Genomic DNA, 22,453 nt, shown 5'->3' with positions numbered 1-22,453 from the left:
CAGTATCCCTTGTTTAAGAAACTTTCTTAATAGCTAGGCTAACCTTCAGAGGAGTAGCCGTAGCGTAATGGGCCGGCGAGTCCGCAGTGCTAAGCCGATTCGGTATCGCTTGGCCGCGAGACGGTCCACGTCGATGCGACACTCGGACCGGGGAAAGCGCCGAAGGGGGAAACGTGCCGACCGATTCAGGACTTCGCCGGCTGGTGCTGGGCACGATGCTGGCCGCGTTTCCGGGCACCACGCCACCGGACTGGGCGCGCGAGCTGACCGCCGAAGGGCTGGCCGGACACACCCTGTTCGGCCGGAACGTCGACCATCCGGACCAGATCGCCGCCGCCACCGCCGCGCTCCGTGAAGCCCGACCGGACGTCCTCGTCGCGATCGACGAGGAGGGCGGCGACGTCACCCGGCTGGCGCACGCCACCGGCAGCCCGTACCCCGGCAACGCCGCCCTCGGCGCGGTGCACGATCTCGCGCTGACCCGGCGGGTGTACCACGCGATCGGCAACGAACTCGCGGCGGTCGGCGTCAACGTCAACCTCGCGCCCACCGTCGACGTCAACACCGCCGACGACAACCCGATCATCGGCACCCGGGCGTTCGGCGCCGACCCGCTCCGGGTCGCCGCGCACGCCGGGGCCGCCGTCGAGGGGCTACAGGCGGCCGGGGTGGCCGCGTGTGCCAAGCACTTTCCCGGACACGGCGCCACCGTCGCCGACTCGCACCTCGAACTGCCCACTGTGGACGTACCCCTGTCGGTGCTGCGGGACCGCGACCTGCCGCCCTTCGCGGCGGCGATCGCGGCGGGCGCCAAGGCGATCATGACCGCGCACATCCGGGTACCCGCGCTCACCGGCGAGGCTCCCGCCACCTTCAGCCGCGCCGTCCTGGTCGACCTGCTGCGCGGCGAATACGGCTTCACCGGCGTCGTGCTGACCGACGCGCTGGAGATGAAGGGCGCCGCCGACGCCGCCGGTGGGATCGGCCCGGCCGCCGTCCGGGCCCTGGCCGGCGGCGCCGACCTGCTCTGCATCGGCGCCCAGGTCGACGCCGAACTGGTCGAGACCGTCGTCGCCGAGATCATCGCCGCGCTCCGCGACGGCCGCCTCGACCTGTCCCGGGTCGAGCAGGCCGCCGAACGGACCGCCGCACTCGCCGCCTGGACCCGGGCCGCCGCGCCGGTCCGGGCGACCGGCACCGACCTCGGGTACGCCGCCGCGCGGCGCGCGGTCCAGGTCGAGGGAATCCTCACCGGACTCGACGCCCCGCTCGTGGTGCAGCTCTTCGCCGCCTCGACCATCGCCGAGGGACGGGTGCCGTGGGGACTCGGACCGCACCTGGGCGGCGCCGAACAGCTCCGGGTCGTGGCCGCCGAGACCGATGCCGAGACACTGCGCTCGCGCGCCGCCGGGCGACCGATCGTGCTGGTCGGGCGGCACCTGCACCGGTTGCCCGGCGGACCCGAACTGGTCGAGAGCCTGGCCGGCAGCCATCCGGTGACCGTGGTCGAGATGGGCTGGCCGTCGCGCTGGCGCCCGATCGGCGTACGGGCCTTCGTGACGACGTACGGCGCCAGCCACGCCAACGGCCGGGCCGCCGCCGAACTCCTCGGCCTGACCGCCTGAGCCACGGGTTCCGCCGCCGAGCCGGGCGTGATCCGGACCGAACCAGTGTGACCGTCCTATGTGGTAACGGCGTGACCGACGTCTCTTGAACACGTTCAAGGTCTGTCCTACGCTCAGTTCGACCGCAACTTGAACACGTTCAGAAAGGACGTGAGCGGTGGACATCAAAGTGTGGATGTACCTCATCTACCTGGTCATCAGCATCGGACTCACCATCTGGGTGGCCAGCACGCTCTCCCGCAACGGCCTGGTCTTCCTCGAGGAGGTCTTCGAGGACAACCGGCTCTCCCGCGCCGTCAACAGCCTGCTGGTGGTCGGCTTCTACCTGCTCAACCTCGGCTACGTGTCGGTCGCGATGAAGCACAGCGGCGGGGTGCACACGGTCAGCCAGGCCATGGAGGAACTCTCCAAGAAGATCGGTCTGGTGCTGCTCGTACTCGGGGCGCTGCACTTCTTCAACGTCTTCGCGCTGAACCGCTACCGACGCGGACGGCAACGCCAGTACGCCGGCCACCCCCCGCTGCCGCCCGCCGGTCGGCTGCCGATGGTCCCACCGGCCCGGGCCGCCATGGGCGGGCAGCCGGCGATGGGTCCGACCGGGTACCCGGCGATGGCCCCGGGTGGCGGGCGGCCGGCACCGGGCCCCGGCAACCAGCCGCCGACGGCACCGCCCGGACCCACCGGGCTGCCCACCCTTCCGTGATGGGTGAACCGGATGCCGCCGATCCCACCGGGCACGGGGCCGGTGGGATCGGCTCGTTCACGGTGCTGTACGACCAGCACTGTCCGGTGTGCCGAACCGCGCGGCGGTGGCTGGAGTCGCGCCCACAACTCGTACCGCTGGGTTTCGTGCCGGCCGGGTCGGCAACGGCCCGGCAGTTGTTTCCGGGCCTGGACCACGCGGCGACCCTGCGGGACATCACCGTCGTCGCCGACACCGGCGAGGTGTACGTCGGCGACGGCGCCTGGCTGGCCTGCCTCTGGGCGCTGCACGGGTACCGGGCGATGGCCGACCGGCTGGCCCGGCCGCACCTGCTGCCGGTGGCCCGCCGGGTGATCGCCGCGGCGGCGGCGCTCCGGGAGCAGACCACCGGGCCGGGATACCGTAGCCAGGATGAGCGACCAGACTGCGCCGACGACCGCTGCGGGTGAACCGACGGGCGCAGCGGCCGGCTCGACCACCGGTGCCAGCCGGGCCGTGGACCGTGCTGGCACCGGCCGCGCGGTCGGCGGCGGCCGTGAGTCGGAATCGGCCACCGGTGGGGCCGAGCCGACCAGGGCACGCGGCGAGCAGACCCGGCAACTGATCCTGGAGACCGCGCTGCGGCTGTTCCGCGAACGCGGGTACGCCCAGACCACGATGCGGGCCATCGCCAAGGAGGCCGGGGTGGCGGTGGGCAACGCCTACTACTACTTCGAGTCGAAGGAGCACCTGATCCAGGAGTTCTATCGACGTACCCACGCCGAACACCTGGCCGCGGCGGCCACCCCGCTCGCGATGGAGACCGACTTCGCCGCGCGGCTGCGCGCGGTGCTGCACGCGGGGATCGACGTCCTCACCCCGTCGCACGCCTTCGCCGCCACCTTCTTCAAGACCGCCGCCGAACCGACGTCGCCGCTCAGCCCGTTCTCGGCGCAGTCGTCGCAGGCCCGGTCCGACGCGATCGCACTGTTCCGCGAGGTGCTGGACGGCTCGCGGGCGAAGGTCGACCCGGAACTCCGTCCCGACCTGCCGGAACTGCTGTGGCTGGCGTACCTCGGGGTGATCCTCTACTGGGTGCACGACCGCTCGCCGGAGCAGGCGAAGACCCGCCTGCTGATCAACGGGGCCGTGCCACTCATCGATCGACTGGTCGCCCTCTCCCGGCTCCGCGTGCTGCGGCCGATCACCACGCAGGCGATGCAGCTGATCAGGACCCTGCGGCACTAGAGAAGTTCCGGCGGACCTGCTGTCAGGTAGCCGTCTATCCGGCTCGTTAACCGGTCAAATCCACCAAACGGCCAAATTGGACGAGGCACCCGCACGCTTGTCGGCGTCGACGGGAATACGTAGCGTTACCAGCACTGGTGGCGCGATCTCGACCGGCCCGAACGATCGTCGCCGCCCGGACCTCGGCCTGGGAGAGGACGCGGACCGTGGACCCCTCGCCCGGGGGTTCACGGTCCGTGGCTTGTCGGCGGGCGGCGAGGCGGGTGGGCCCGCCCCGGCCGGCCGGAGGGCACGGTCGGCACGACCCCGGTCCGGCCGACACATTGACGAACATGCGTGCCCGTCCTATGGTGGCGGTTGGGAAAGCGCTTTCCCGCTCGTGCCCCGCCCGTGCTGGCCACCCGGGCGGAGGCGCTCCCGCGCGCACGTCCGCGCCGAACGCCGCCGGGGCAACCAGACGTTTCCACCACGCCCGCGTTGCCGCCAGCGGGTGGCGCCCGGAGAGACAGAGACGCAGATGACACCTCGACCCGCTGCCACCCCGTCCACCAAGCCCGCACCCGGGCGATCGACACTCGCCGCCGGCCTGGTCGGCGTACTCGTGCTACCGCTGCTCGGCGCCGCCGACCCGGCCCGGGCCGGGCTGCCCGGTCCGGCCGCCCCGACGCGGGACGCCGCCATCGCCTGCACCGATGCACCGATCGGCTTCGCCTCGGTCAACGCCGTCGGCCAGAGCGGCACCACCGGCGGCGCTGGCGGACCGACGATCACCGTGACCACCGCCGCCGCCCTGGAGGACTACGTCGGGCGGGCCGGCCCCTACATCATCCGGGTCTCCGGACGGATCCAGGTCGACGACATGCTCACCGTCGTCGCCAACAAGAGCATCCTGGGCGTCGGCACCAGCGCCGAGATCACCGGCGGCGGGCTCCAACTCGGCTCCACCACCCGGCCGGGCAACAACGTGATCATCCGGAACATCCGCTTCACCGGCGCCGGGGACGACTCGATCAGCGTCACCAACAAGGCCCACCACGTCTGGATCGACCACAACGACCTCTCCGACGGCTACGACGGCCTGCTCGACATCAAACGCGAGTCGGACTTCGTGACGGTCTCCTGGAACAGGTTCCACAACCACAGCAAGTCGTCGCTCGTCGGCCACTCGGACACCTACACCGCCGACGTCGGCAAGCTGCGGGTCACCTACCACCACAACTTCTTCGACGGTACGGACCAACGGCACCCACGGGTACGCTTCGCCGACCCGGTGCACGTCTTCAACAACTACTACCGGAACAACGCGCTGTACGGGATCGCGTCGACGGAGAACGCCGGCCTGATGGTCGAGGGCAACTACTTCGAGAACGTGGCCCATCCGATCTACGTCGGGTACGACGAGAGCGGCCCCGGCCGGGTCGTCGAGCGGAACAACCTGTACGTCAACTCGGGTACGCCGCAGACCGCCGGGACCGTGGTCGAGCCGCGCACCTTCTACCCGTACACCGTGGACGCGCCGGCCAGCGTGCCCGGTTCGGTCTCGGGCGGGGTCGGAGTGGGCAAGGTCTGCGCCTGATCCGGTCTCCCCGTTCCGAGGTCGCCGTGATCAGGTAACCGGACGCGTGGCGCCCAGCCGACCCCCAGCGCCCCGGTCCTGATCACGGCGATCCTCGCTGCGGCCGTACGCCCGGCCCCGGCCCTCAGGAGGCGGCGGCCGGATCCGGTCTGGACAGGCCGTACGCGGACCAGCCCCGGTCGGCGAAGCCGGCGGCCCGAGCCACCCGGGCCGAGGCGACGTTCTCCGGGGCGTGCAGGTAGGTCGGCACCGCCCCCTCGTCCAGCACCCGCCGGGCCGCCTGCGCGACGAGTCGCCGGGCCAGTCCCCGGCCCCGGGCGGCCGGCTCGGTGCCGACGGCCAGTTCGTGCCCGTACCCGTCGTGGCGTTTGATGCCGACCCCGGCCAGGTAGCGACCGTCGGAGTCGCGGATCACCAGCACCTCGCCGCCGAACGGCCGCAGCCAGCCCGGGACCGCCGGATCGCGGGCGTCGATCCACTCGCCCCGGTCCGGTGACGGGGTCGGGGCGAGCGTGTGGCGGAAGACGGCCCGGTAGCCCGACCAGCCGGGCAGGCCCACCGCGTCGGGCAACTTCCGCAACAGGTCCGCGATCGGCAGCTGGCCCAGCGCCCGTACGGTGCCGGTCCGGGCCGGCGGTACGGAGAGCACGATGCCGCCACGGTCGCCGATCCCGATCACCGGATGCGGTTCACCGTCCCAGCCCGGCTGGATCCGACGCTCGGAGCCCACGACGTCCAGCGCGGTTCCGGCCGGCCACATACCCAGCCAGGTCACCAGATGGTGGTGCAACCGTTGGTCGAGCATCCGCCCCACTCCTGATCAACTGTTCGTGCCGTGACAAAGGCTACTCAGACGTCCCACACCGGATGCCACGCACCGGCCGGGCCGGTCCGCGCCCGCGATCGAGCCCTGGCTACGACACATTTCGATGTATGCTCACGCAGCGTCGCCCGGACAGCGACGCCTCGGTCATCCACCAACCTCCACCACATCGCATCACAAAGCGGCATCGATCCATCGTGGACAAAAGCTCTAAGATCCGTTGCTGGTGGCCGAGCGGCAGGCCAACCGGCCGATGCGGGCGGAAACCACCAATCTCCGCGCAAAAGCGGGGGTTGAGGGGCGGACCGGGACACTGCTAGCGTGCGCCGGGTACTCGACGATCGTGCATGAGCATCCGGGCATGACGCGACGCCACACACTCGGCGAATGCCGATGACCGCCTTCGACCGTTACGGGACGGTGCAATGGGCTTCCGCAGTTCGAGTCTGCGTACCAAGGTCGTCGCCCTGCTGGCCACCTTGACCGCACTCTGGGCGTTCGGCGCATGGATCACGCTCCGCGACGGATTCAACCTGCTCTGGGTGCAGACGCTGGAATCACAGATCTACGCACCGACCGAGACCCTCGTGCAGAACCTGCAGGTCGAACGCCGGCTCTCGCTGGCACACCTCGGCAGCCCGACGGCGCCGTCCCGGACCACGCTCGACTCCGTCCGGCAGCAGGCGCAGGCCGACGCGCAGGCGTTCGGCAAGGCGACCCGGGGTCGGTGGGCCAGAATCGCCGGCAGCGACGAACTGGAACGACGGATCGCCCAGACTCTCACCGCGCTGGACGGGCTGGCCACCGTACGGGAGCAGGTCGACGCCCGCCGGATCGACCGTCCCGCCGCGGCGGAGGCCTTCACCGAGTCCATCCGGCAGATCTTCCGGATCTACGACGTTCTCGGCGCCCTCGACAGAGGACCGATCGACCGGTACGCCAGCACGCTGATCAGTCTCAACCTGGTACGCGAGTTGATCGCCCAGGAGGACGCGCTGCTCGCCGGCGCCTTCGCGGCCGGCCGGCTCGGCCCCTCGGACCACGCACAGTTCGTTCAGCTCGTGGGCGCGCGGCGCCTGATCGCCGCCTCGGCCGCCGCCGACCTGCCCGAGGCCGACCGGATCAGCTACGACCAGGCCGTCCAGCAGGGGGCCAACTCGCGGCTGCTGACCGTCGAGGACCAGCTCGTTCTGGGTGCACGTCCCGGCGGCCGGCCACCGGTCTCGGCGGAGGACTGGCGCCGGGTGGCGGACCCGGCGTCGGAGGAGTTGTTCCGGATAGCCTTCCGGGGCGGTGAAGCGGTCCTCGACGAGGCCATTCCGGTCGCGATCTGGACCCTGGTACGGCTGCTGGTCGCCGTCGGGCTCGGCCTGATCGCCGTCATCATCTCGGTGAACACCGCTCGGGCGATGGTGCGGCAGCTCGAGCGCCTCCGCCAGGCGGCGCTCACCCTCGCGAACGTCCGGCTGCCCGACCTGATCGACCGGCTAGGCCGGGGCGAGCGGGTGGACATCGAGTCCGAAGCGCCGCCGCTCGCCGCCGGACGGGACGAGATCGGGCAGGTGGCGCAGGCGTTCAACGCGGCGCAGGAGACCGCGCTCCGAACCGCGGTGAAGCAGGCCGAGCTGCGCCGCAGCGTCCGGGACATCTTCCTCAGCCTGGCCCGACGCACCCAGGCGCTGCTGCACCGCCAGCTCACCCTGCTCGACACCCTGGAGCGGCGGCAGAGCGACCCGAAGGAGTTGGAGGACCTGTTCCGGGTGGACCACCTGGCCACCCGGATGCGGCGCAACGCGGAGAACCTGATCGTGCTCTCCGGCTCGACCGCCGGCCGGGCCTGGCGCCGCAACGTACCCATGGTCGACGTGCTGCGCGGGGCGGCGGCCGAGGTCGAGGACTACACCCGGGTGACGGTGTTGCCGGTCGGACCGGTGGACCTCGCCGGCCGTGCCGTCGGTGACGTCATCCACCTGCTGGCCGAGCTGATCGAGAACGGGCTGTCCTTCTCGCCGCCGCACACCGGCGTCCAGGTCAGCGGCCAACTGGTCGCCAACGGCTACGCCGTGGAGATCGAGGACCGCGGGCTGGGCATGAGCCCCGAGGACCGGGCGAACGCCAACGACCGGATCGCCAGCGAACCCGAGTTCACCCTCTCCGCCACCGCCCAACTCGGGCTGTTCGTGGTCAGCCGACTCGCCCGGCGGCACAGCGTGCGGGTACAGCTCAAGGAGTCGCCGTACGGCGGCACCACCGCCGTGGTCCTGATTCCGCTGGACCTGGTGACCGACCGTTCGCTCGACGACGACGAGCCGTCCGGTGGGTCGACGGGTCAGCAGCTGGCGATCAGTACGGTCGGTGGCGAGGCCCGCCGCCCGTCCGGCCCCGACGACCCGGACGGCCACCTGCCGCGCCGGGGCCGGATCCCCGAACCGAGGCATGGCCTGCCATCCGTGCCGTTCGCCGAACCACTGACCCGGCCGGGCCCGCCACCGGCGGAGCGGAACCGCGGCGCGATCCCGGCACCCCGACTGGGTAGCACGACCGGATGGGCACCGCCGGAGGTCGAGCCGACGCCGACGCCACCGCCGACGCCACCGGAGGCCGGACCGAGGCCACCGACCGGGGAGAAAAGCCGGCCGACCGCGGACGGGCCGGCCCGGCCGACCACGGCGAGTGGGCGGGCGCAGCTGACCCCGTCGGGACTGCCCGTCCGGGTCCGGCAGGCGAATCTCGCCCCGTCGTTGCGGGACGCCGACCCCCGGACCGAGCCGGAGCCGGTGGGCGAGGAGGCCCCCCGGTCACCTGAGCAGATCCGTCGGTTGATGAGTTCCTACCAGTCGGGCACCCGGCGGGGCCGGTCGGACGCCGCACGCCAGCCGGAGGAACGTACGGCGCCTCCACCTGACACGGCCGGGACGTGAGAACACCCGCCTCCGCCCTGTCGATATAACCGGTACAGAAAGGGACATCCCGTGCAGAAGACAGCGTCGAATGTTGATCTGACCTGGTTGCTCGACGACCTGGTCGGCCGGGTGAAACAAACCCAGCACGCGATCCTGCTCTCCGTCGACGGGCTGCTCATGGCCTCGTCGCGGGAACTGGACCGGGACGACGCCGAGCACCTGGCCGCGGTGGCGTCCGGCGTACAGAGTCTGGCCCGTGGTGCGGGCAAGCGGTTCGGCGGCGGTCCCGTGCAGCAGACGATCATCGAGATGCGCTCGGCGTTCCTCTTCGTCACGGCGGCCGGCAACGGTGCCTGCCTGGCCGTGCTGGCCTCCGAGGACGCGGACGTCGGCCTCATCGCGTACGAGATGGCGATGCTGGTCACCCGCGCCGGAAAGTACCTCGCCTCGGACACCCGGGCACCCCGCCAGCCACCCACACCGCAGTGATCCGCCGTGATGAGTGAACCGGAGGAGTCCGACGCGACTCACTGGGTCGACGACCATGCCGGTCCGGTGGTCCGTCCGTACGCGGTGACCCGGGGTCGTGCCCGGCCGGCGACCGGAAAGTTCGATCTGATCTCGCTCGTCAGCACCACGCGGGCGGTGTCCACCCGCGACTACGGGTTGGGGCCGGAGCATCTGTCCATTGTGGCGCTGTGCCACCGTATCCTCTCCGTGGCCGAGGTTGCGGCGCACGTCGATCTCCCGTTGGGCACCGTCCGGGTACTCCTCGGCGATCTGCTCGAGCGGCAGCTCGTCCGGGTGATCGAGCCACGCCCGGTGCCCGTTCTTACCGATGACAGCATCTTCGAACAGGTGATAAATGGGCTACGAGCACTCTGACGGCCGGGAAAGCGGGCCGCTCAGCGACCGACTGCCGACCGCAGTCAAGATCCTCATTGCCGGCGGCTTCGGCGTCGGCAAGACCACGCTGGTCGGCGCGGTCAGCGAGACCAAGCCGCTGCGGACCGAGGAACTCCTCACCGAGGAGGGCGTCGCCATCGACGACCTCGACGGGATCGAGACGAAGACCACCACGACGGTGGCGATGGACTTCGGCCGGATCAGCATCAACGACGACCTGGTGCTCTATCTCTTCGGCACCCCGGGCCAGGACCGGTTCTGGTTCGTCTGGGACGAACTGGCGCTCGGCGCGCTGGGCGCGGTGGTGCTCGCCGACACCCGGCGGTTGGCCGACTGCTTCCCGTCGGTCGACTACTTCGAGAAGCACGGTACGCCGTTCATCGTCGCGGTGAACTGCTTCGACGGCGCCCGGCAGTACCAGCTCGACGAGGTGCAGCAGGCACTCAGCCTCGACCCGGACGTCCCCGTGCTGCTCTGCGACGCCCGTAGCCGGGAGTCCGGCAAGAAGGTGCTGATCGCGGTCCTCGAGCACGCGATGCGCAGCCATCGGATGGAGCGGGAGGCGGCCTCGTCGGTGACCGGTCAGCCATCCGACCCGGAGGGCAGGGGTTGACGATCTCCGCGCCCTAAAGGACGGGGATTCCCTCCGCGCTGTGTGCAGAACACGCGGCGCCGGGTGGATTACCGCTTCTCTGCGCGCCGCCGGCACGAGTGCTGGACTTACGTGCGCTCCACGGTCGTTTGAGTTGTCCCAGCGTCCCTGGGCCAACACGTTGATCGCCGCGTTGACGTCCCGGTCGTGGACCGCGCCGCACAGGCAGGTCCACGACCGGACGCTCAGCGGCTTGGGCCCATCGAGTCGGCCGCACTCGGAGCACATCTGGGACGTGGGCGTAAACCGGTCGATCTTGGCGAAGGTGCGCCCGTACCGGGAGGCCTTGTACTCCAGCATGCCGACGAACGACGACCACCCGGCGTCGTGGACGGACCTGGCCAGCCTGGTCCGGCCGAGACCGACAACGCACAGGTCCTCGACGTACACCGCTTGGCTGTCGCGGATGATCCGGGTCGAGAGCTTGTGCTGCCAGTCCCGCCGGGTATCGGCCACCCGGGCGTGCGCCCTGGCGACCAACACGACGGCCTTCCTACGGTTCTGACTGCCCCGCTGCTTACGGGACACGTCCTTCTGCAACTTGCGCAGCTTGCGGGCGGCCCGGCGCAGGAACTTCGGCGCCGCCACCTTCGTGCCGTCGGACAGGACAGCGAAGTAGGTCAAGCCGAGGTCGATGCCGACCTCCGACTCCACCGCGGGAAGCGGCTCGTCCGGCGTGGTCACGACGAACGAGGCGAAGTACCGGCCCGCCGCATCCCGGATGATCGTCACCGACGACGGGGCCGAGGGCAGGTCCCGCGACCAGCGCACATCCAGGTCGCCGATCTTCGGCAGGCGCAGCTTCCCGTTGTCCAGCACCTTGAACCGGGCGTTGGCGGTGAACCGGATCGCCTGCCGGTTGTCCTTGCGGGACCGCAACCGTGGCGGCGCCACCCGGCGCCCCTTACGCTTGCCGCAGGCCGAGGCGAAGAAGTTGCGGTACGCCACGTTCAGGTCCGCCAGCGCCTGCTGCAACACCACAGCCGAGACCTCGCCCAGCCACGCCCGCTCCGGCGTGCCCTTCCCTCCCGCACGGCCCTTCACCCCCACCCTGAAGGGCGGAGCACTAGCCCGCATTCCGGTAGCGCACACCGGTCAACCGCTCGGATTCCTGCCACAGGCGGCGCTGCGCCGCGACGTCGTGGGCGCGCCGGTGGGCCTCGACGGGTACGGGGCCGCCGGCCAGCTCCGCCCATCCCGACGGGCCGTGGTAACCGCCGCCGGTGGCACCCGGATCGACGGCCGCCCGGACGGTGGGCAGCGCGCCCATCGCCGGCTCCTGGAGCAGCCACCCGGACATCCGGGTGAGCCGGCCGTTCGTCAGCTCCCGGATCGGCGCCGGTGCGTGCCGCGCCAGGTCGGTACGCACCACGCCGGGATGCGCGGCCACCGCGATCGTCGGCGCGGTGGCCGCCGACAGGCGACGCTGGGGTTCGAAGGTGGAGAGCAGATTGGCCAGTTTGGACTGTCCGTACGCCCTGGCCGGCCGGTACCCGGTGACGCCGTGCAGGTCGTCGAAGTGGATCCGGCCCCTCTTGTGGACGCTGCTGCTGACCGTCACGACCCGCGATCCCGGCACCGGGAGCATCAGTTCCAGGAGTAGGCCGGTCAGCGCGAAGTGACCGAGGTGGTTGACCCCGAACTGCAACTCGAACCCGTCCTCGGTGCGTCCGTACGGCGGCCACATCACGCCGGCGTTGTTGACGAGCAGGTCCAGCCGGGCATTCTCGGCCCGGAACAGTCCGACGGCCTCGCGGACGGAAGCCAACTTCCGCGTCCCGGAGACACCACCGCTCGCCATCGCCCGCCCCGCTCCCCGTCGCACCGATGTGCGCGACCGACGGGTACGCAGGAGCACCGTCGGTCCGGGCGTGGCACCATGCGGTCGGAAGTGCCGGGGGGCACCGGTTCCGCCCGGGCGGAACCGGTGCTCCGGGTCGAACCGTCAGAAGACGTAACGCTCGGCGAGCGTCTGGTAGCTGAACTGCTCGTCGTCGCCGAACCAGAGCTCGGACTCGTACTTCGCCTCGTCGACGCTGCCGGAGGCGTGCACCAGGTTGGCGATGGCCTTGCCCGTCGTCTCGGCGTACGCCTTCGACATGTGCGCGAAGTCGCCCCGGATGGTGCCGGGGGCGGCCTGCGCCGGGAAGGTCGGTCCGATCATGCGGCGGACGTTCGCCACCGCCTCGACGCCTTCCAGCAGGAGTGCCACGACCGGCCCCTGCTGCATGTACGTGGCGGTGGCGTCGTAGACGTCCTTGCCGAAGCGCTCCTCCAGGTCGAAGTAGTGCCGCCGGGTGAAGTCCGCGTCCATGTGCCGCATCTTGACACCGACGATCTTGAGCCCGGCGTCCTCGAACCGCTGTACCAGCCGTCCGGTCAGTCCGCGCGCGACCGCATCGGGCTTGAGCAGGACAAGAGTGCGTTCCATGGCCGCCACCGGGGCCCCTTCCTCGATCAAATGGTCGGGCCCCGACGAGATGGACGGCCGGCGACCCGAGAACTGGGACGTCGGGCGCCTGTTCCAGCCACAGGCCACTGAGATCACGATAGTAGTCGGCTCGGCCCTGGTCGCCCGGACCGCGCTACCGACCACCGACGCCGAGACCGGGTCAGCCTCCGGTGGCGGCGCCCACTGAGCCCCGACGCCGGTCAGAAGGCCTTGACGACCGGGATGACGTCGGTGCCGATCCGCTCCAGGACATCCAGCCGGGGCAGCTGCGGTACGGCGCCGATCGCCATGTCGAAGCCGAGGCCGTGCAACCGGCGCAGTTCGTCGATCAGCGCCTCGGTCTTCTCCCCGTTGTCGCCGATGTCGATGAGCTGATAGACGGTCTTGGTGATCTCGTCGTAGTTCCGACCTTCGCGCTCGCAGTGCCCTCGGAGTATCTCCAGCTTGCGTTCCAGCTCGGGCGTGTTGAACAGGTTGCACGCCTGCGCGTACTTCGCGACCAGCCGCAGCGTCTTCTTCTCCCCACCCCCGCCGATCATGATCGGCGGATGGGGCCGGGTCAGCGGCTGGGGCGAGTTGAGCAGACGGTCGGCCTGGACGTGTCGGCCGGAGAACGGTCCGTCGTCGTCGGACCACATCTGGAGCAGGTACCGCAGCGTCTCTTCGAGCAGCTCGAAGCGCTCGGCGATGGGCGGGAAGGGAATGCCGAGACCGCGAGACTCCTCCTCGTTCCAGCCGGCCCCGATCCCGAGCATCGCGCGACCGCCGGAGAGCACGTCCAGCGTTGTCACGATCTTCGCGAGCAGGCCCGGTGCCCGGTGGTGTACCCCGCTGATCAGCGTCAGCAGGGTGGCCCGCTCCGTGTGCCCGGCGAGGAAGGCGAGCGTGGTGTACGCCTCCGGCATCTCCGCCTCCGGCGGACCGACGGTCTGGATCTGGAAGAAGTGGTCCATCAGGGCGATGTAGTCGAACCCCGCCCGATCGGCGGTACGGGCGACCGCGGCGAGGTCACGCCCGAGCCCTGCCGGCCCGTTCGGCCAGGTCAGGTTCGGAATCTGTAGGCCGAGCTTCATGATCTCCGGTGCTCCTCCGGGATTGCCCCAACTGATCCGATCCGCCCCGTCTTCCGCCCACCCTAACCGGGGTGTCCGGGCGACCGGGCCGGTTCGGCGGCCGGACTACACCGGTCGGGTCGGTCCGGCTGCCCGCCGGCTGGACCCGATTCCGGCACGCGCGGTCGCAACCGGTCAGCCCACGGTCAGGTCGGCCACCTCCGCAGTTCAGCCACTGTTGATCCACTACGGCGAGACTCCCGGAACTATTCCGTACCCGAACAGCCCTGGGAGCCCCGTACATGCGTGACACCGCCCGACTGTTCCGCCCCGGACCGATCCTCCGCCGGGGACGATCCGCCCTGGTCGGGACGATGGCCGCCGGCCTGGTCCTGGCCGGCGCGGCACCCTCGCCGGCCGCCGCCACACCGGCCGCGCCGGTACCGGTACAACTCGTCTCCATCACGGACCTGCACGGCTACTTCGGCGACTACACCACCACGGTGCCCGGAGCGCGCGCCGGGGAACCCGGCCAGCAGGTCGGCGGCGGCGCCTACCTGACCACCCACCTCAAGCAGCTCCGCGCCGGCCAGCGCAACTCGATCCTCTTCTCGGCCGGCGACGACTTCACGGGCTGGCCGAACGAGACGGGATGGTTCTGGAACGAGCCGACCGTCGAGTACCTGAACTCGATCGGCCTGGACTTCTCCACCGTCGGCAACCACGAGATGGACCGGGGCCAGGAGTTCCTGCGGCACATGACCGACGGCACCTGCCAGGGCCGCCCCGACGACGACCTGTGCTTCCGGGACTCGACCGGCCGCAGGTTCCACGGCGCCGACTTCGACTACTACTCCGGCAGCCTGGTCGACGACCGCACCGCCAAGCCGCTTCAGCCGCCGTACCACGTCGAGTACGTCGACAACGGGCGCGGCGGCCGGCTTCCGGTGGGCTTCGTGCACGCGACCACCAAGCTCCTCTCCGAGGAGCAGATGTCCTACACGCCGAAGGGCGTCGACTTCCTCGACGAGGCCGACACCGTCAACCGGTACGCGGCGATCCTCCGGCGCCAGGGCGTACGGGCCATCGTGGCGGTCGTGCACGAGGGCTTCTCGCAGCAGTCCGGTGCGGGCTACGACGAGTGCGTCGACCCGTTCGGGCCGGCGGAGGAGTTCAACCGGCGCATCACCCCGGACGTCGACGCGATCGTCACCGGGCACTGGCACGCGCTGGTGAACTGCATGCTGCCCGATCCGGCGGGCAACCCGCGGCCGGTGGTCGAGGCGGCCAACCACGGCCGACTGATCAACGAGATCAACCTGCGGCTGGACCCGGTCACCGGCGAGGTGCTGCGGGACCGGACGACCTCGGTCAACCACCCGAACACCCAGGACGTGACGCCCGATCCGGAAACCCTGCGGATCGCGGACTACTGGCGCGGGCAGTTGGCGAAGCGGTCGAACGCCCCGGTCGCACGGGTCACCGCCGACCTGACCCGCTCGGCGGTCGAGGGCGGCGAGTCGACGATGTACAACGCGACCGCCGACGCGTTCCTCTGGGCCGCCAACCGGGACGGGCGGGCCGATCTCGCGGTCGCGATGCCGGGCATCCTGCGCCGGGACATCACGTACGCCGCCGACCCGGCCAACCCGGCCGACGCCCCCGGTCGGGTCCTCTTCGGTGAACTCGCTCTCGGCACCGTCTACGACAGCGGCATCGGGGTGGGGCTGGTCCGCGGCGACGTGACCGGTGAGCGGCTCGACGAGCTGCTGGAGAGCCAGTGGCAGCAGGCGGCCGACGGGACCGTGACGTACCGGCCGGTGGCCGTCTCGGGCAACGTCCGGTACCGCTACGACGTCACCAGGCCGGTCGGCGAGCGGGTCGTCGCGGGCAGCCTCCGGATCGGCAACCGGCCGGTCAGGCCGCAGGCGACGTACCGGATCGCGACGCTGGCGAACAACTTCTTCGCCAAGAACGCCACCCCCGGCTTCACGGCCCTGTTCGAGGCGGAGCGGCAGGACCGCAGCCTCTACAACGGCGGTGACGCGCTCTGGCGGTACCTGGAGAAGATGTCGCCGGTGCGCCCGCCGACGCTGGATCGGGCGACGCCGGTCTCCGGGCGCTGAGGTCCGCCCCCGACGTCCACCCGAAGCGGTCACCGGGTGCGGTGCGGCGTGCCGCCTGCACCCGGTACCGGGGCGGGAGCTGTCGGCCGGTCGGAGTCCGCCGGGGCGGAGTCAGCTCCGCTCGGGTACGGCCAGCTCGCCGAGGAGCGACCAGTCGTCCTGCGGAACCGTCGCGTTGACGATCCGGGGCGTCTCGGCCAGGTACGGCGGCAGGGTCTGCCGTGCCTGCCGGAAGTGCGCCGACTGGACGTGTGCCGCACCGGCGTCGCCGTCACGGAAGGCCTCGACCAGAACGTACTCGGTGGGGTCGTCGAGGCTGCGGGACCAGTCGAACCAGAGGCAGCCGGGTTCACCGCGAGTCGCCCGGGTGAACTCGTCGGCGATCTCGGGCCACCGGTCGGCGTACTCCGGCAGCACTCGGAACTTCGCGGTGATAAAGATCATCTACATCTCCTCGAACGGCTGATCAGGAGCGGGCCACCGGTTCGCGCCCGCCGAGTTTAGTGTCCCGGCGGACGCGGACCGTTCGCCGACCGGGCCCCCGCCCGGCGGTCCGTCACTTGTCGAAGCGGATCTCGACCCGGCGGTTCCGGGCCCGTCCCGCCGGATTGTCCCGACCGTTCTTCAACTCGGTCGCCACCGGGCGGCTCTCGCCGAAGCCGGTGACCTCGAAGGCCAGCGACGTCCCGGACAGCGATCCCCGCAGCGCGTCCCGGACCGCCTCGGCACGACGCCGGGACAGCGCGAGGTTCGACGCGTCGCTGCCGATGGCGTCGGTGTGGCCGTCGATCCGCACCGTTCCCCGGGCCTGTACGCGGAGCCGCTCGGCAACCTCGGCGAGCCGCACCTTGGCGGCCGGCGACAGGTCGGCCTTACCGAACGCGAAGAGCACGTCGGCGGCGAGCACCAACTCGATCCGGTCGCTGGACTCGGCCTCCCGGGCCACCCCCTCCAGATCCCCGGTCTCCAGGAAGATCTCCCGGACGGGCGTTTCGAGGTCCACGACCGGTGCGGTCACCTGCTCTCCGGGGGCCACCTGTGCACCGGGAACGATCGTGGTTCCGGGCGCCGGTGCGGTCGGCTCGGCCCAGGCGACCGCCGGCTCGGTGAGGAGCACGCAGCCGGCCAGCAGGAGACCGAGCAGCACCGGTCGCCGGTCAGCTGAGCGGGACATTGGCAAAGACCGGGACGTTCGGAACGACGACGTCGACCGCCTGGACGTCGTCGGGCGGGGCGCCGAACGAGGCGTACAGGTTGACCGACTGCCCCGGCTGGACGAACACGTTCGCCAGTTGTAGGGAGGCGAGATAGCGGTCCTGGTCCTTGGCGCCCGCACCGGCGGTCCGGGCCACCAGGTACTGCTTCCGGTTCTTCCGGTCCACCAGCGAGACGCCGGCCAGGGTGTGCCCCGGGATGTCGCCGGCGAACTCGTCCGCGATCTGCCAGCGGTACCCGGCGCCCTTGGTGCCGGTGTTGGTCACCCGCAGGTTCACGGTCACGAAGCCGTCCTTCCGGCGGAGCTGGTGCAGCTCGACCCGGATCGGGATGACGTTGCCGTTCTCGCTGACCTGGACGTCCCGGGCCGCGATGACCTCGCCCAGGTCGTCCGGCCCGGCCGGTGCCGCCCCGGCGGCGCCCGCGGAGCCGGTCGGCTCCGTCGCCGTCGGCTCGGCCCCCCCGAAGGCGTCACATCCCAGCAGCGGCAGCGTCATGGCCAGCGCCAGCGCGCCGACCACGGTTGTCCTACGGAAACCCACGAATCTTTCCTCCTCGTTCGACCACCGACCACCGCACCCGGCCGCTGCCGGATGCGGGCCGTCCGGCCAGGCTGGCCGGGTCGGATCTTCCGCCCGGTGCCGACCAGGATCAGTTCCGGTCGGTCCGTGCGACAGATCCGAACCTACGGACCGATCAATGCCACGACCGACACTCCGGGAGCTTGTGGCACGAACTGGTGATCTCCGAAACCGGCGCCGACGCAGGGGCGGCGAGCCGACGCACCGGGGCCCTCCACCGTCCCTCGATCGGCGCTCGCCGGCACGCCGAGGGCTAGGCTTCACCCCGTGATCGAGGCAGACGACTCCGGAGCCGACGAGCGGCTACGTCGGATCGAGGCGGTAACCGACTCGGCGCTGTCCCGGCTCGACGTGGACGACCTGTTCGACGAGTTGCTCGGTCGGGTCCGCGAACTGCTCCAGGTCGACACGGCGGCGATCCTGCTGCTCGATCAGCACGCCCAGCAACTCGTGGCGACCGCCGCGAAGGGTCTCGAGGAGGAGGTCCGGCAGGGCTTCCGGATCTCCGTCGGTCGTGGCTTCGCCGGACGTATCGCCCAGGACCGGCAGCCGCTGATCATCGACCAGGTCACCCCCGCCGAGGTGGTCAACCCGATCCTGCACGACAAGGGCATCCAGTCCTTGCTCGGCGTACCGATGTTCGCCGGCAGCGACCTGGTCGGCGTCCTGCACGTCGGCAGCCTCACCACGCGTCGCTTCACCCCGGACGACGTCCGGCTGCTCCAGCTGGTCGCCGATCGCGCGAGCATGGCCAGCCAGGTCCGACTCGGCACGATCGACCGGACGGCCGCGCTCGCCCTGCAACGGAGCCTGCTGCCGACCCGACTGCCGGAGGTGGGCGGCGTCGACATGGCCGCGAGGTACCTCCCCGGCCAGCAGACCGGGATCGGCGGCGACTGGTACGACGTCTTCACCCTTCCCAGCGGATGGCTCGGCATAGTGGTCGGCGACGTCTCCGGGCACGGCCTGCGCGCGGCCGTGGTGATGGGGCGGCTCCGCAGCGCCCTGCGGGCCTACTCGCTGGAGTGCGACGATCCCGCCGACGCCCTGACCCGGCTCGACCAGAAGGTCCAGCACTTCGAGGCGGGCAACCTGGCCACCGTCCTCTACGCCATGATCAGTCCGGACCGGGAGCGGATCCGGATCTCCCTGGCCGGGCACCTGCCTCCGATGCTCGCCCGGCCCGACCACGGCGTCGACGCCCCGGTCCTCCCCGTCGACCTGCCGCTGGGGGTCGGGCGGCCGAAGCAGCGCCGCAGCACCGACGTCGAGTTTCCGGACGGCGCCGTCCTGGTCTGTTACACCGACGGGCTCATCGAACGGCGCGACGAACTGATCGACGTCGGTTTCGACCGACTGCGCGCCGCCATCCGGCCCGGGCCGGCCGAAACGGTGTGCGCGACCATCATGTCCACGCTCGGCGTCGACCAACCCGCCGACGACGTGGCCCTGCTGACGATCCGCCGCCGCGCCGCCGCCTGACCGGAGAACGCCGTTGCCCGCCGCTCACAGTGGCGGTAGTCCGAGCGCCTCGTCGACCCGGCTCAGCACGGCCACGTCGTCCGCGTCCACCCCTCGGAGCAGGTCGATGGCGGTCGCCCGGATCTGACCGACGATCATGATGATCGGCAGTGGCGGCTCCCGGGTGAGCAGCCGACCGGCGGTGCGTACGGCGTCGAGGGCGGCCTCGTCGGTCTGCTCGGCGTACCGGTCGGCCGCCTCGTCCTGGCCGGTCAGGTCGGCGGCCAGTGCCTCACCGGCGGTGCGTACCCCCTCGGCGAGGGAACGCAGTGCGGCCACCAGTTCGGGCGGGCTGGCCACCGGCAGCCGGGTCAGCGCCACCCCGGCCCGAGCCAGGACGCGCACGTTGCGTACCGCGTAGTCGACCTGGCGGCTCGACTCGTGCAGCGCGTGTACCCGCCCGATGTGCCGACGCCGCCGTACGTGCAGCCGCAGTGCCTCGCCGGCGGCCAGGACCGCCGTCTGCAACCGGTCCACCGCGGCATCGAGCTGCCGGGCCCGGTCCAGGGCGGCCAGCGCGGCCGCCTCGTCCCGATGGTCGAGCGCCTCGGTGACCTCGGTCAGCAGGCCCGCCAGCGCGGTGAAGGTCTGGCGGGCCTCGGCGACCAGCGGGGCGAGCGGCTGCCGGGCGGTGAGGAGCTGACTCGCCGCCAGGGCCACTCCCCCGCCGATGAGCGCGTCGACGAACCGGTTCGGCACGAGCGCGTCGGTCGACGGCGGGACCACGACCAGATAGAGGGCGGACACCGTGGCCTGGACCACCGAGATACTGCTCGCGCCGACCGCCACGGCGAGGCCGACGGTCAGCAGCACCACGGTGAAGACCGTCCAGGTCGTCCGACCGAGCGCCTGGACGACGAGGTCGGCGACCAGCACTCCGCCCGCGACGCCGAGGACGACCTCGACCGCCCGCCGCATCCGCTGCCCCCGGGCCTGGCCGAGGACGATCAGCGCCGCCGCCGGGGCGAAGAACGGTTCCGGATGCCCGAGCAGCGTCTTCGCGACCGCCCAGGCGACCGTCGCGGCCAGCGTCGCCTCGACCACCGGAAGCCAGCCCTGGCGCAGCCGGCCGCCGACGAGCCGGAGCCAGCCGATCTGGAACATCGCACCCCTTGCCGTCGGATGATCGCCACCGACACGGTATCCACCGGCCGGTCATCCGGGTGGGTTCGCTGCGGATCTCCGGCGCCGGGGTCGCCCCCGACGCTTCGTCCGGTGTCGTGGGCTCAGCCTCCGAGGGGCAGCTCGATGGTGTGGCCGGTGTGTGCGGCCTTCGCCGCGAGGTACCGGGCGTTGGCCGACGACAGGTAGACCCCGGTGACGATCCGCTCGGTGATCTCCACGCCGAGTCGGCCGAGCTGCTCGGCCTTGTCCGGATTGTTGCTCAGCAACGCCGCGCGGCGCACGCCCAGGGTGTGCAGCATCTGCGCGGCGGCGGTGTAGTTCCGCTCGTCCTCACCACGGCCGAGCGCGACGTTGGCCTCGTAGGTGTCGAGCCCCGAGTCCTGGAGCGCGTACGCGTCGAGCTTGGCGTACAGCCCGATGCCACGACCCTCCTGCCGCAGGTAGAGCAGGAATCCACCCCGGTCGGCGATCCGCTGGACCGCCTCGCGCAACTGTGGTCCACAGTCGCACCGCTGGCTGCCGAAGACGTCACCGGTCAGGCACTCGCTGTGCGGCCGTACCAATGGCGCGGGCCCGTCGGCGGCGGAGCGGTCGAGCGAGGACCGCCAGTCGCCGAGGCCGAACGCGAGGTGCTCCCGGCCGTCCACGAGACCGTCGAAGGTGAACACCCGCGCGGTGGTGGCGTACCCGTCGGCGAAACGTAACGGCACCGTCACCTGCGTCCGAACCTCGGCCACCGGAACCGGTCCGGCCCCGGTCGGGGCGGCGGGCTCTACGGCGCTGGACAGCTCGGGCGACATCTGGGGCATTGGCTCTCCTTCACGTGGACAACGTTGACCGCCGGTCCGGCGGCGGCATGGCCGGTGGGCGGCGACGAACTCGACGACGGGCGTCGGCCGGCCGGCGGCGGACGGCAGGCGGCAGCGCCGTTGAGGCCTCCGGCGGAGCACTTCGGGCCGGCGGCGCGATCGGCACCGGCCGACGCCGAACCCGGACGAGTTCTGCATGACGATCTAGAATGCCCCCGTAGGATGCCGGAACACCCAACCGGCCCAACCTGACAGCTTCCACACCGGCCGGGTTTCCCGGACAGGGTTACCGGAAACACATCCGGGATCGACGTCAGGGCGGACGAGCGCTGGCGGGACGCCAGGATCTTCTGTCTCATCGATTGGGCCGTCTGCCGACCGCCGTGGAGGTGCCAGCCTTGGCTGACCGACCGTACGTCCTGCTGAGCTGCGGCATGTCAATCGACGGTTACCTGGACAACGCGACCGGGCAGCGGCTGCTGCTCTCGAACGACGCCGACTTCGACCGCGTCGACGCCGTACGGGCGGAATGCGACGCGATCCTGGTCGGCGCCGGTACGGTCCGGCAGGACAATCCGCGGCTCCTGGTCCGGTCGCAGGCCCGCCAGGCCGAGCGGGTGGCTCGCGGGCTGCGGCCGACGCCGGTGAAGGTGACGGTGACCGGTCGCGGCGACCTCGATCCGGACGCGCGGTTCTTCGCCGTGGGTGACATCGACAAGCTGGTCTACTGCGCGAGTCCGGCACTGGCCGAGGCGCGACGGCGACTCGGCCAGGTGGCGACCGTGGTGGACAGCGGCGAGCCCGTTGACCTGCACCGGGTGCTGACTGACCTGCACGACCGCGGCGTGGGCCGGCTGATGGTCGAGGGCGGCGGAAAGATACACACGCAGTTCCTCACCGCCGACCTGGTCGACGAGTTGCACCTGGTGATCGCACCGTTCTTCGTGGGCGACTCCCGGGCGCCGCGCTTCGTCGGCGACGGCAGGTTCCCGTGGGGGCCCGACCGGCGCGCGATACTGGTCGGGAGCCGGCAGATCGGCGACGTGGTGCTGCTGCGCTACGCACTGTCGGACCGGTTCGGCGAGAGCTGACCGACCAGGGGACCGGCGGCGGCCACCCGGGGGCGGGGAGTCAGGCGTAGCGCGGGCGCCCACTCG

At 71.2% G+C, this 22,453-nt stretch carries 22 protein-coding genes and 1 pseudogene; 13 read left to right on the top strand and 10 right to left on the bottom strand.

The window, feature by feature from the left end; genetic code table 11:
* The first annotated feature begins 173 nt into the window (after positions 1-173).
* From H4W31_RS16185 to H4W31_RS16165, 5 genes are all read left to right on the top strand, one after another.
* Positions 174-1,625: a glycoside hydrolase family 3 protein gene (locus H4W31_RS16185; protein ID WP_192767417.1), complete on the top strand. Its 1,452-nt coding sequence runs from the start codon at positions 174-176 to the stop codon at positions 1,623-1,625.
* 157 nt (positions 1,626-1,782) lie between these two features.
* Positions 1,783-2,328, top strand: a complete 546-nt coding sequence (locus H4W31_RS16180) for a hypothetical protein (RefSeq protein ID WP_192767416.1) — start codon at positions 1,783-1,785, stop codon at positions 2,326-2,328.
* Complete coding sequence (locus H4W31_RS16175; RefSeq protein WP_192767415.1) at positions 2,328-2,777, top strand: thiol-disulfide oxidoreductase DCC family protein; 450 nt, start codon at positions 2,328-2,330, stop codon at positions 2,775-2,777. Before H4W31_RS16180 ends, H4W31_RS16175 begins: the two co-directional genes overlap by 1 nt.
* Positions 2,740-3,555, top strand: a complete 816-nt coding sequence (locus H4W31_RS16170; protein WP_192767414.1) for a TetR family transcriptional regulator — start codon at positions 2,740-2,742, stop codon at positions 3,553-3,555. The genes H4W31_RS16175 and H4W31_RS16170 overlap by 38 nt, the downstream gene beginning before the upstream one ends.
* 517 nt (positions 3,556-4,072) lie before the next feature.
* On the top strand, positions 4,073-5,131 hold the full coding sequence (locus H4W31_RS16165) for a pectate lyase family protein (RefSeq protein WP_192767413.1): 1,059 nt from the start codon (positions 4,073-4,075) through the stop codon (positions 5,129-5,131).
* Between the two features lie 124 nt (positions 5,132-5,255).
* Here H4W31_RS16165 and H4W31_RS16160 read toward each other — a convergent pair whose 3' ends face one another.
* Positions 5,256-5,936 (bottom strand): GNAT family N-acetyltransferase, encoded by a 681-nt coding sequence (locus H4W31_RS16160; protein WP_192767412.1) that lies wholly within the window; start codon positions 5,934-5,936, stop codon positions 5,256-5,258.
* 443 nt (positions 5,937-6,379) lie between these two features.
* On the opposite strand from H4W31_RS16160, the gene H4W31_RS16155 reads away from it, so the two are divergent.
* The 4 genes from H4W31_RS16155 to H4W31_RS16140 are packed head-to-tail and all read left to right on the top strand — an operon-like array spanning position 6,380 to position 10,376.
* Positions 6,380-8,875, top strand: a complete 2,496-nt coding sequence (locus H4W31_RS16155) for a sensor histidine kinase (protein ID WP_192767411.1) — start codon at positions 6,380-6,382, stop codon at positions 8,873-8,875.
* Positions 8,876-8,926: 51 nt separating this feature from the next.
* Entirely contained in the window at positions 8,927-9,346 is a 420-nt protein-coding gene (locus H4W31_RS16150) for a roadblock/LC7 domain-containing protein (protein WP_192767410.1), read from the top strand.
* Between the two features lie 9 nt (positions 9,347-9,355).
* A complete protein-coding gene (locus H4W31_RS16145) occupies positions 9,356-9,742 on the top strand; it encodes a DUF742 domain-containing protein (protein ID WP_192767409.1) in 387 nt (128 codons plus the stop codon).
* The gene (locus H4W31_RS16140) at positions 9,723-10,376 is read left to right on the top strand and encodes a GTP-binding protein (protein ID WP_192767408.1); all 654 of its coding nucleotides are present in this window, start codon (positions 9,723-9,725) and stop codon (positions 10,374-10,376) included. The genes H4W31_RS16145 and H4W31_RS16140 overlap by 20 nt, the downstream gene beginning before the upstream one ends.
* 162 nt (positions 10,377-10,538) lie before the next feature.
* On the opposite strand, the pseudogene H4W31_RS16135 reads toward H4W31_RS16140, so the two are convergent.
* The 3 genes and pseudogenes from H4W31_RS16135 to H4W31_RS16125 form a co-directional block, all read right to left on the bottom strand.
* A pseudogene (locus H4W31_RS16135) lies at positions 10,539-11,492 on the bottom strand (RNA-guided endonuclease InsQ/TnpB family protein); the annotation flags it as partial.
* Positions 11,482-12,216: an oxidoreductase gene (locus H4W31_RS16130; protein ID WP_192767407.1), complete on the bottom strand. Its 735-nt coding sequence runs from the start codon at positions 12,214-12,216 to the stop codon at positions 11,482-11,484. The pseudogene H4W31_RS16135 and the gene H4W31_RS16130, both read right to left, overlap by 11 nt.
* Before the next feature lie 144 nt (positions 12,217-12,360).
* Positions 12,361-12,846, bottom strand: a complete 486-nt coding sequence (locus tag H4W31_RS16125; RefSeq protein ID WP_225945552.1) for a nucleoside-diphosphate kinase — start codon at positions 12,844-12,846, stop codon at positions 12,361-12,363.
* Between H4W31_RS16125 and H4W31_RS16120 the strand changes: the two genes are divergently transcribed.
* On the top strand, positions 12,845-13,054 hold the full coding sequence (locus H4W31_RS16120; protein ID WP_192772826.1) for a hypothetical protein: 210 nt from the start codon (positions 12,845-12,847) through the stop codon (positions 13,052-13,054). The two genes, H4W31_RS16125 and H4W31_RS16120, sit on opposite strands and share 2 nt — an antisense overlap.
* A gap of 13 nt (positions 13,055-13,067) precedes the next feature.
* Here H4W31_RS16120 and H4W31_RS16115 read toward each other — a convergent pair whose 3' ends face one another.
* Positions 13,068-13,940 carry an LLM class F420-dependent oxidoreductase gene (locus H4W31_RS16115; RefSeq protein WP_192767405.1) on the bottom strand — a complete coding sequence of 291 codons (873 nt, stop codon included), beginning with the start codon at positions 13,938-13,940 and terminating at the stop codon, positions 13,068-13,070.
* 281 nt (positions 13,941-14,221) lie between these two features.
* Between H4W31_RS16115 and H4W31_RS16110 the strand changes: the two genes are divergently transcribed.
* A complete protein-coding gene (locus tag H4W31_RS16110) occupies positions 14,222-16,045 on the top strand; it encodes a bifunctional metallophosphatase/5'-nucleotidase (RefSeq protein WP_192767404.1) in 1,824 nt (607 codons plus the stop codon).
* Positions 16,046-16,156: 111 nt separating this feature from the next.
* On the opposite strand, the gene H4W31_RS16105 is transcribed toward H4W31_RS16110, so the two are convergent.
* The 3 genes from H4W31_RS16105 to H4W31_RS16095 form a co-directional block, all read right to left on the bottom strand.
* Positions 16,157-16,489 (bottom strand): putative quinol monooxygenase, encoded by a 333-nt coding sequence (locus H4W31_RS16105; protein ID WP_192767403.1) that lies wholly within the window; start codon positions 16,487-16,489, stop codon positions 16,157-16,159.
* A 112-nt stretch (positions 16,490-16,601) separates the two neighbouring features.
* Positions 16,602-17,219 carry an OmpA family protein gene (locus H4W31_RS16100; protein ID WP_192767402.1) on the bottom strand — a complete coding sequence of 206 codons (618 nt, stop codon included), beginning with the start codon at positions 17,217-17,219 and terminating at the stop codon, positions 16,602-16,604.
* Entirely contained in the window at positions 17,203-17,802 is a 600-nt protein-coding gene (locus H4W31_RS16095) for a hypothetical protein (protein ID WP_192767401.1), read from the bottom strand. Before H4W31_RS16095 ends, H4W31_RS16100 begins: the two co-directional genes overlap by 17 nt.
* 306 nt (positions 17,803-18,108) lie before the next feature.
* Here H4W31_RS16095 and H4W31_RS16090 point away from each other — a divergent pair, with 306 nt between their 5' ends.
* Positions 18,109-19,323 (top strand): PP2C family protein-serine/threonine phosphatase, encoded by a 1,215-nt coding sequence (locus H4W31_RS16090; RefSeq protein WP_318783227.1) that lies wholly within the window; start codon positions 18,109-18,111, stop codon positions 19,321-19,323.
* A 24-nt stretch (positions 19,324-19,347) separates the two neighbouring features.
* Here the strand turns inward: H4W31_RS16090 and H4W31_RS16085 are convergent, their stop codons facing one another.
* Both H4W31_RS16085 and H4W31_RS16080 read right to left on the bottom strand, forming a co-directional pair.
* Complete coding sequence (locus H4W31_RS16085) at positions 19,348-20,466, bottom strand: FUSC family protein (RefSeq protein ID WP_192767400.1); 1,119 nt, start codon at positions 20,464-20,466, stop codon at positions 19,348-19,350.
* Positions 20,467-20,588: 122 nt separating this feature from the next.
* Complete coding sequence (locus tag H4W31_RS16080) at positions 20,589-21,287, bottom strand: GTP cyclohydrolase II (RefSeq protein WP_192772143.1); 699 nt, start codon at positions 21,285-21,287, stop codon at positions 20,589-20,591.
* Positions 21,288-21,694: 407 nt separating this feature from the next.
* On the opposite strand from H4W31_RS16080, the gene H4W31_RS16075 reads away from it, so the two are divergent.
* A complete protein-coding gene (locus H4W31_RS16075) occupies positions 21,695-22,387 on the top strand; it encodes a RibD family protein (protein ID WP_192767399.1) in 693 nt (230 codons plus the stop codon).
* Positions 22,388-22,453 lie beyond the last annotated feature (66 nt).

It is taken from the genome of Plantactinospora soyae (assembly GCF_014874095.1).
GTDB lineage: Bacteria > Actinomycetota > Actinomycetes > Mycobacteriales > Micromonosporaceae > Plantactinospora > Plantactinospora soyae.
This window is presented reverse-complemented; position numbering and strand designations above follow the sequence as displayed.

Excerpts from the sequence above, each read along its gene's own strand:
- H4W31_RS16175 (WP_192767415.1), top strand. The coding sequence starts at position 2,328 with ATGGGTGAACCGGATGCCGCCGATCCCACCGGGCACGGGGCCGGTGGG.
- H4W31_RS16170 (WP_192767414.1), top strand. The coding sequence starts at position 2,740 with ATGAGCGACCAGACTGCGCCGACGACCGCTGCGGGTGAACCGACGGGC.
- H4W31_RS16165 (WP_192767413.1), top strand. The coding sequence starts at position 4,073 with ATGACACCTCGACCCGCTGCCACCCCGTCCACCAAGCCCGCACCCGGG.
- H4W31_RS16160 (WP_192767412.1), bottom strand. The coding sequence starts at position 5,936 with ATGCTCGACCAACGGTTGCACCACCATCTGGTGACCTGGCTGGGTATG.
- H4W31_RS16155 (WP_192767411.1), top strand. The coding sequence starts at position 6,380 with ATGGGCTTCCGCAGTTCGAGTCTGCGTACCAAGGTCGTCGCCCTGCTG.
- H4W31_RS16145 (WP_192767409.1), top strand. The coding sequence starts at position 9,356 with ATGAGTGAACCGGAGGAGTCCGACGCGACTCACTGGGTCGACGACCAT.
- H4W31_RS16140 (WP_192767408.1), top strand. The coding sequence starts at position 9,723 with ATGGGCTACGAGCACTCTGACGGCCGGGAAAGCGGGCCGCTCAGCGAC.
- H4W31_RS16130 (WP_192767407.1), bottom strand. The coding sequence starts at position 12,216 with ATGGCGAGCGGTGGTGTCTCCGGGACGCGGAAGTTGGCTTCCGTCCGC.
- H4W31_RS16120 (WP_192772826.1), top strand. The coding sequence starts at position 12,845 with ATGGCCGCCACCGGGGCCCCTTCCTCGATCAAATGGTCGGGCCCCGAC.
- H4W31_RS16125 (WP_225945552.1), bottom strand. The coding sequence starts at position 12,846 with ATGGAACGCACTCTTGTCCTGCTCAAGCCCGATGCGGTCGCGCGCGGA.
- H4W31_RS16115 (WP_192767405.1), bottom strand. The coding sequence starts at position 13,940 with ATGAAGCTCGGCCTACAGATTCCGAACCTGACCTGGCCGAACGGGCCG.
- H4W31_RS16110 (WP_192767404.1), top strand. The coding sequence starts at position 14,222 with ATGCGTGACACCGCCCGACTGTTCCGCCCCGGACCGATCCTCCGCCGG.
- H4W31_RS16105 (WP_192767403.1), bottom strand. The coding sequence starts at position 16,489 with ATGATCTTTATCACCGCGAAGTTCCGAGTGCTGCCGGAGTACGCCGAC.
- H4W31_RS16100 (WP_192767402.1), bottom strand. The coding sequence starts at position 17,219 with ATGTCCCGCTCAGCTGACCGGCGACCGGTGCTGCTCGGTCTCCTGCTG.
- H4W31_RS16085 (WP_192767400.1), bottom strand. The coding sequence starts at position 20,466 with ATGTTCCAGATCGGCTGGCTCCGGCTCGTCGGCGGCCGGCTGCGCCAG.
- H4W31_RS16080 (WP_192772143.1), bottom strand. The coding sequence starts at position 21,287 with ATGTCGCCCGAGCTGTCCAGCGCCGTAGAGCCCGCCGCCCCGACCGGG.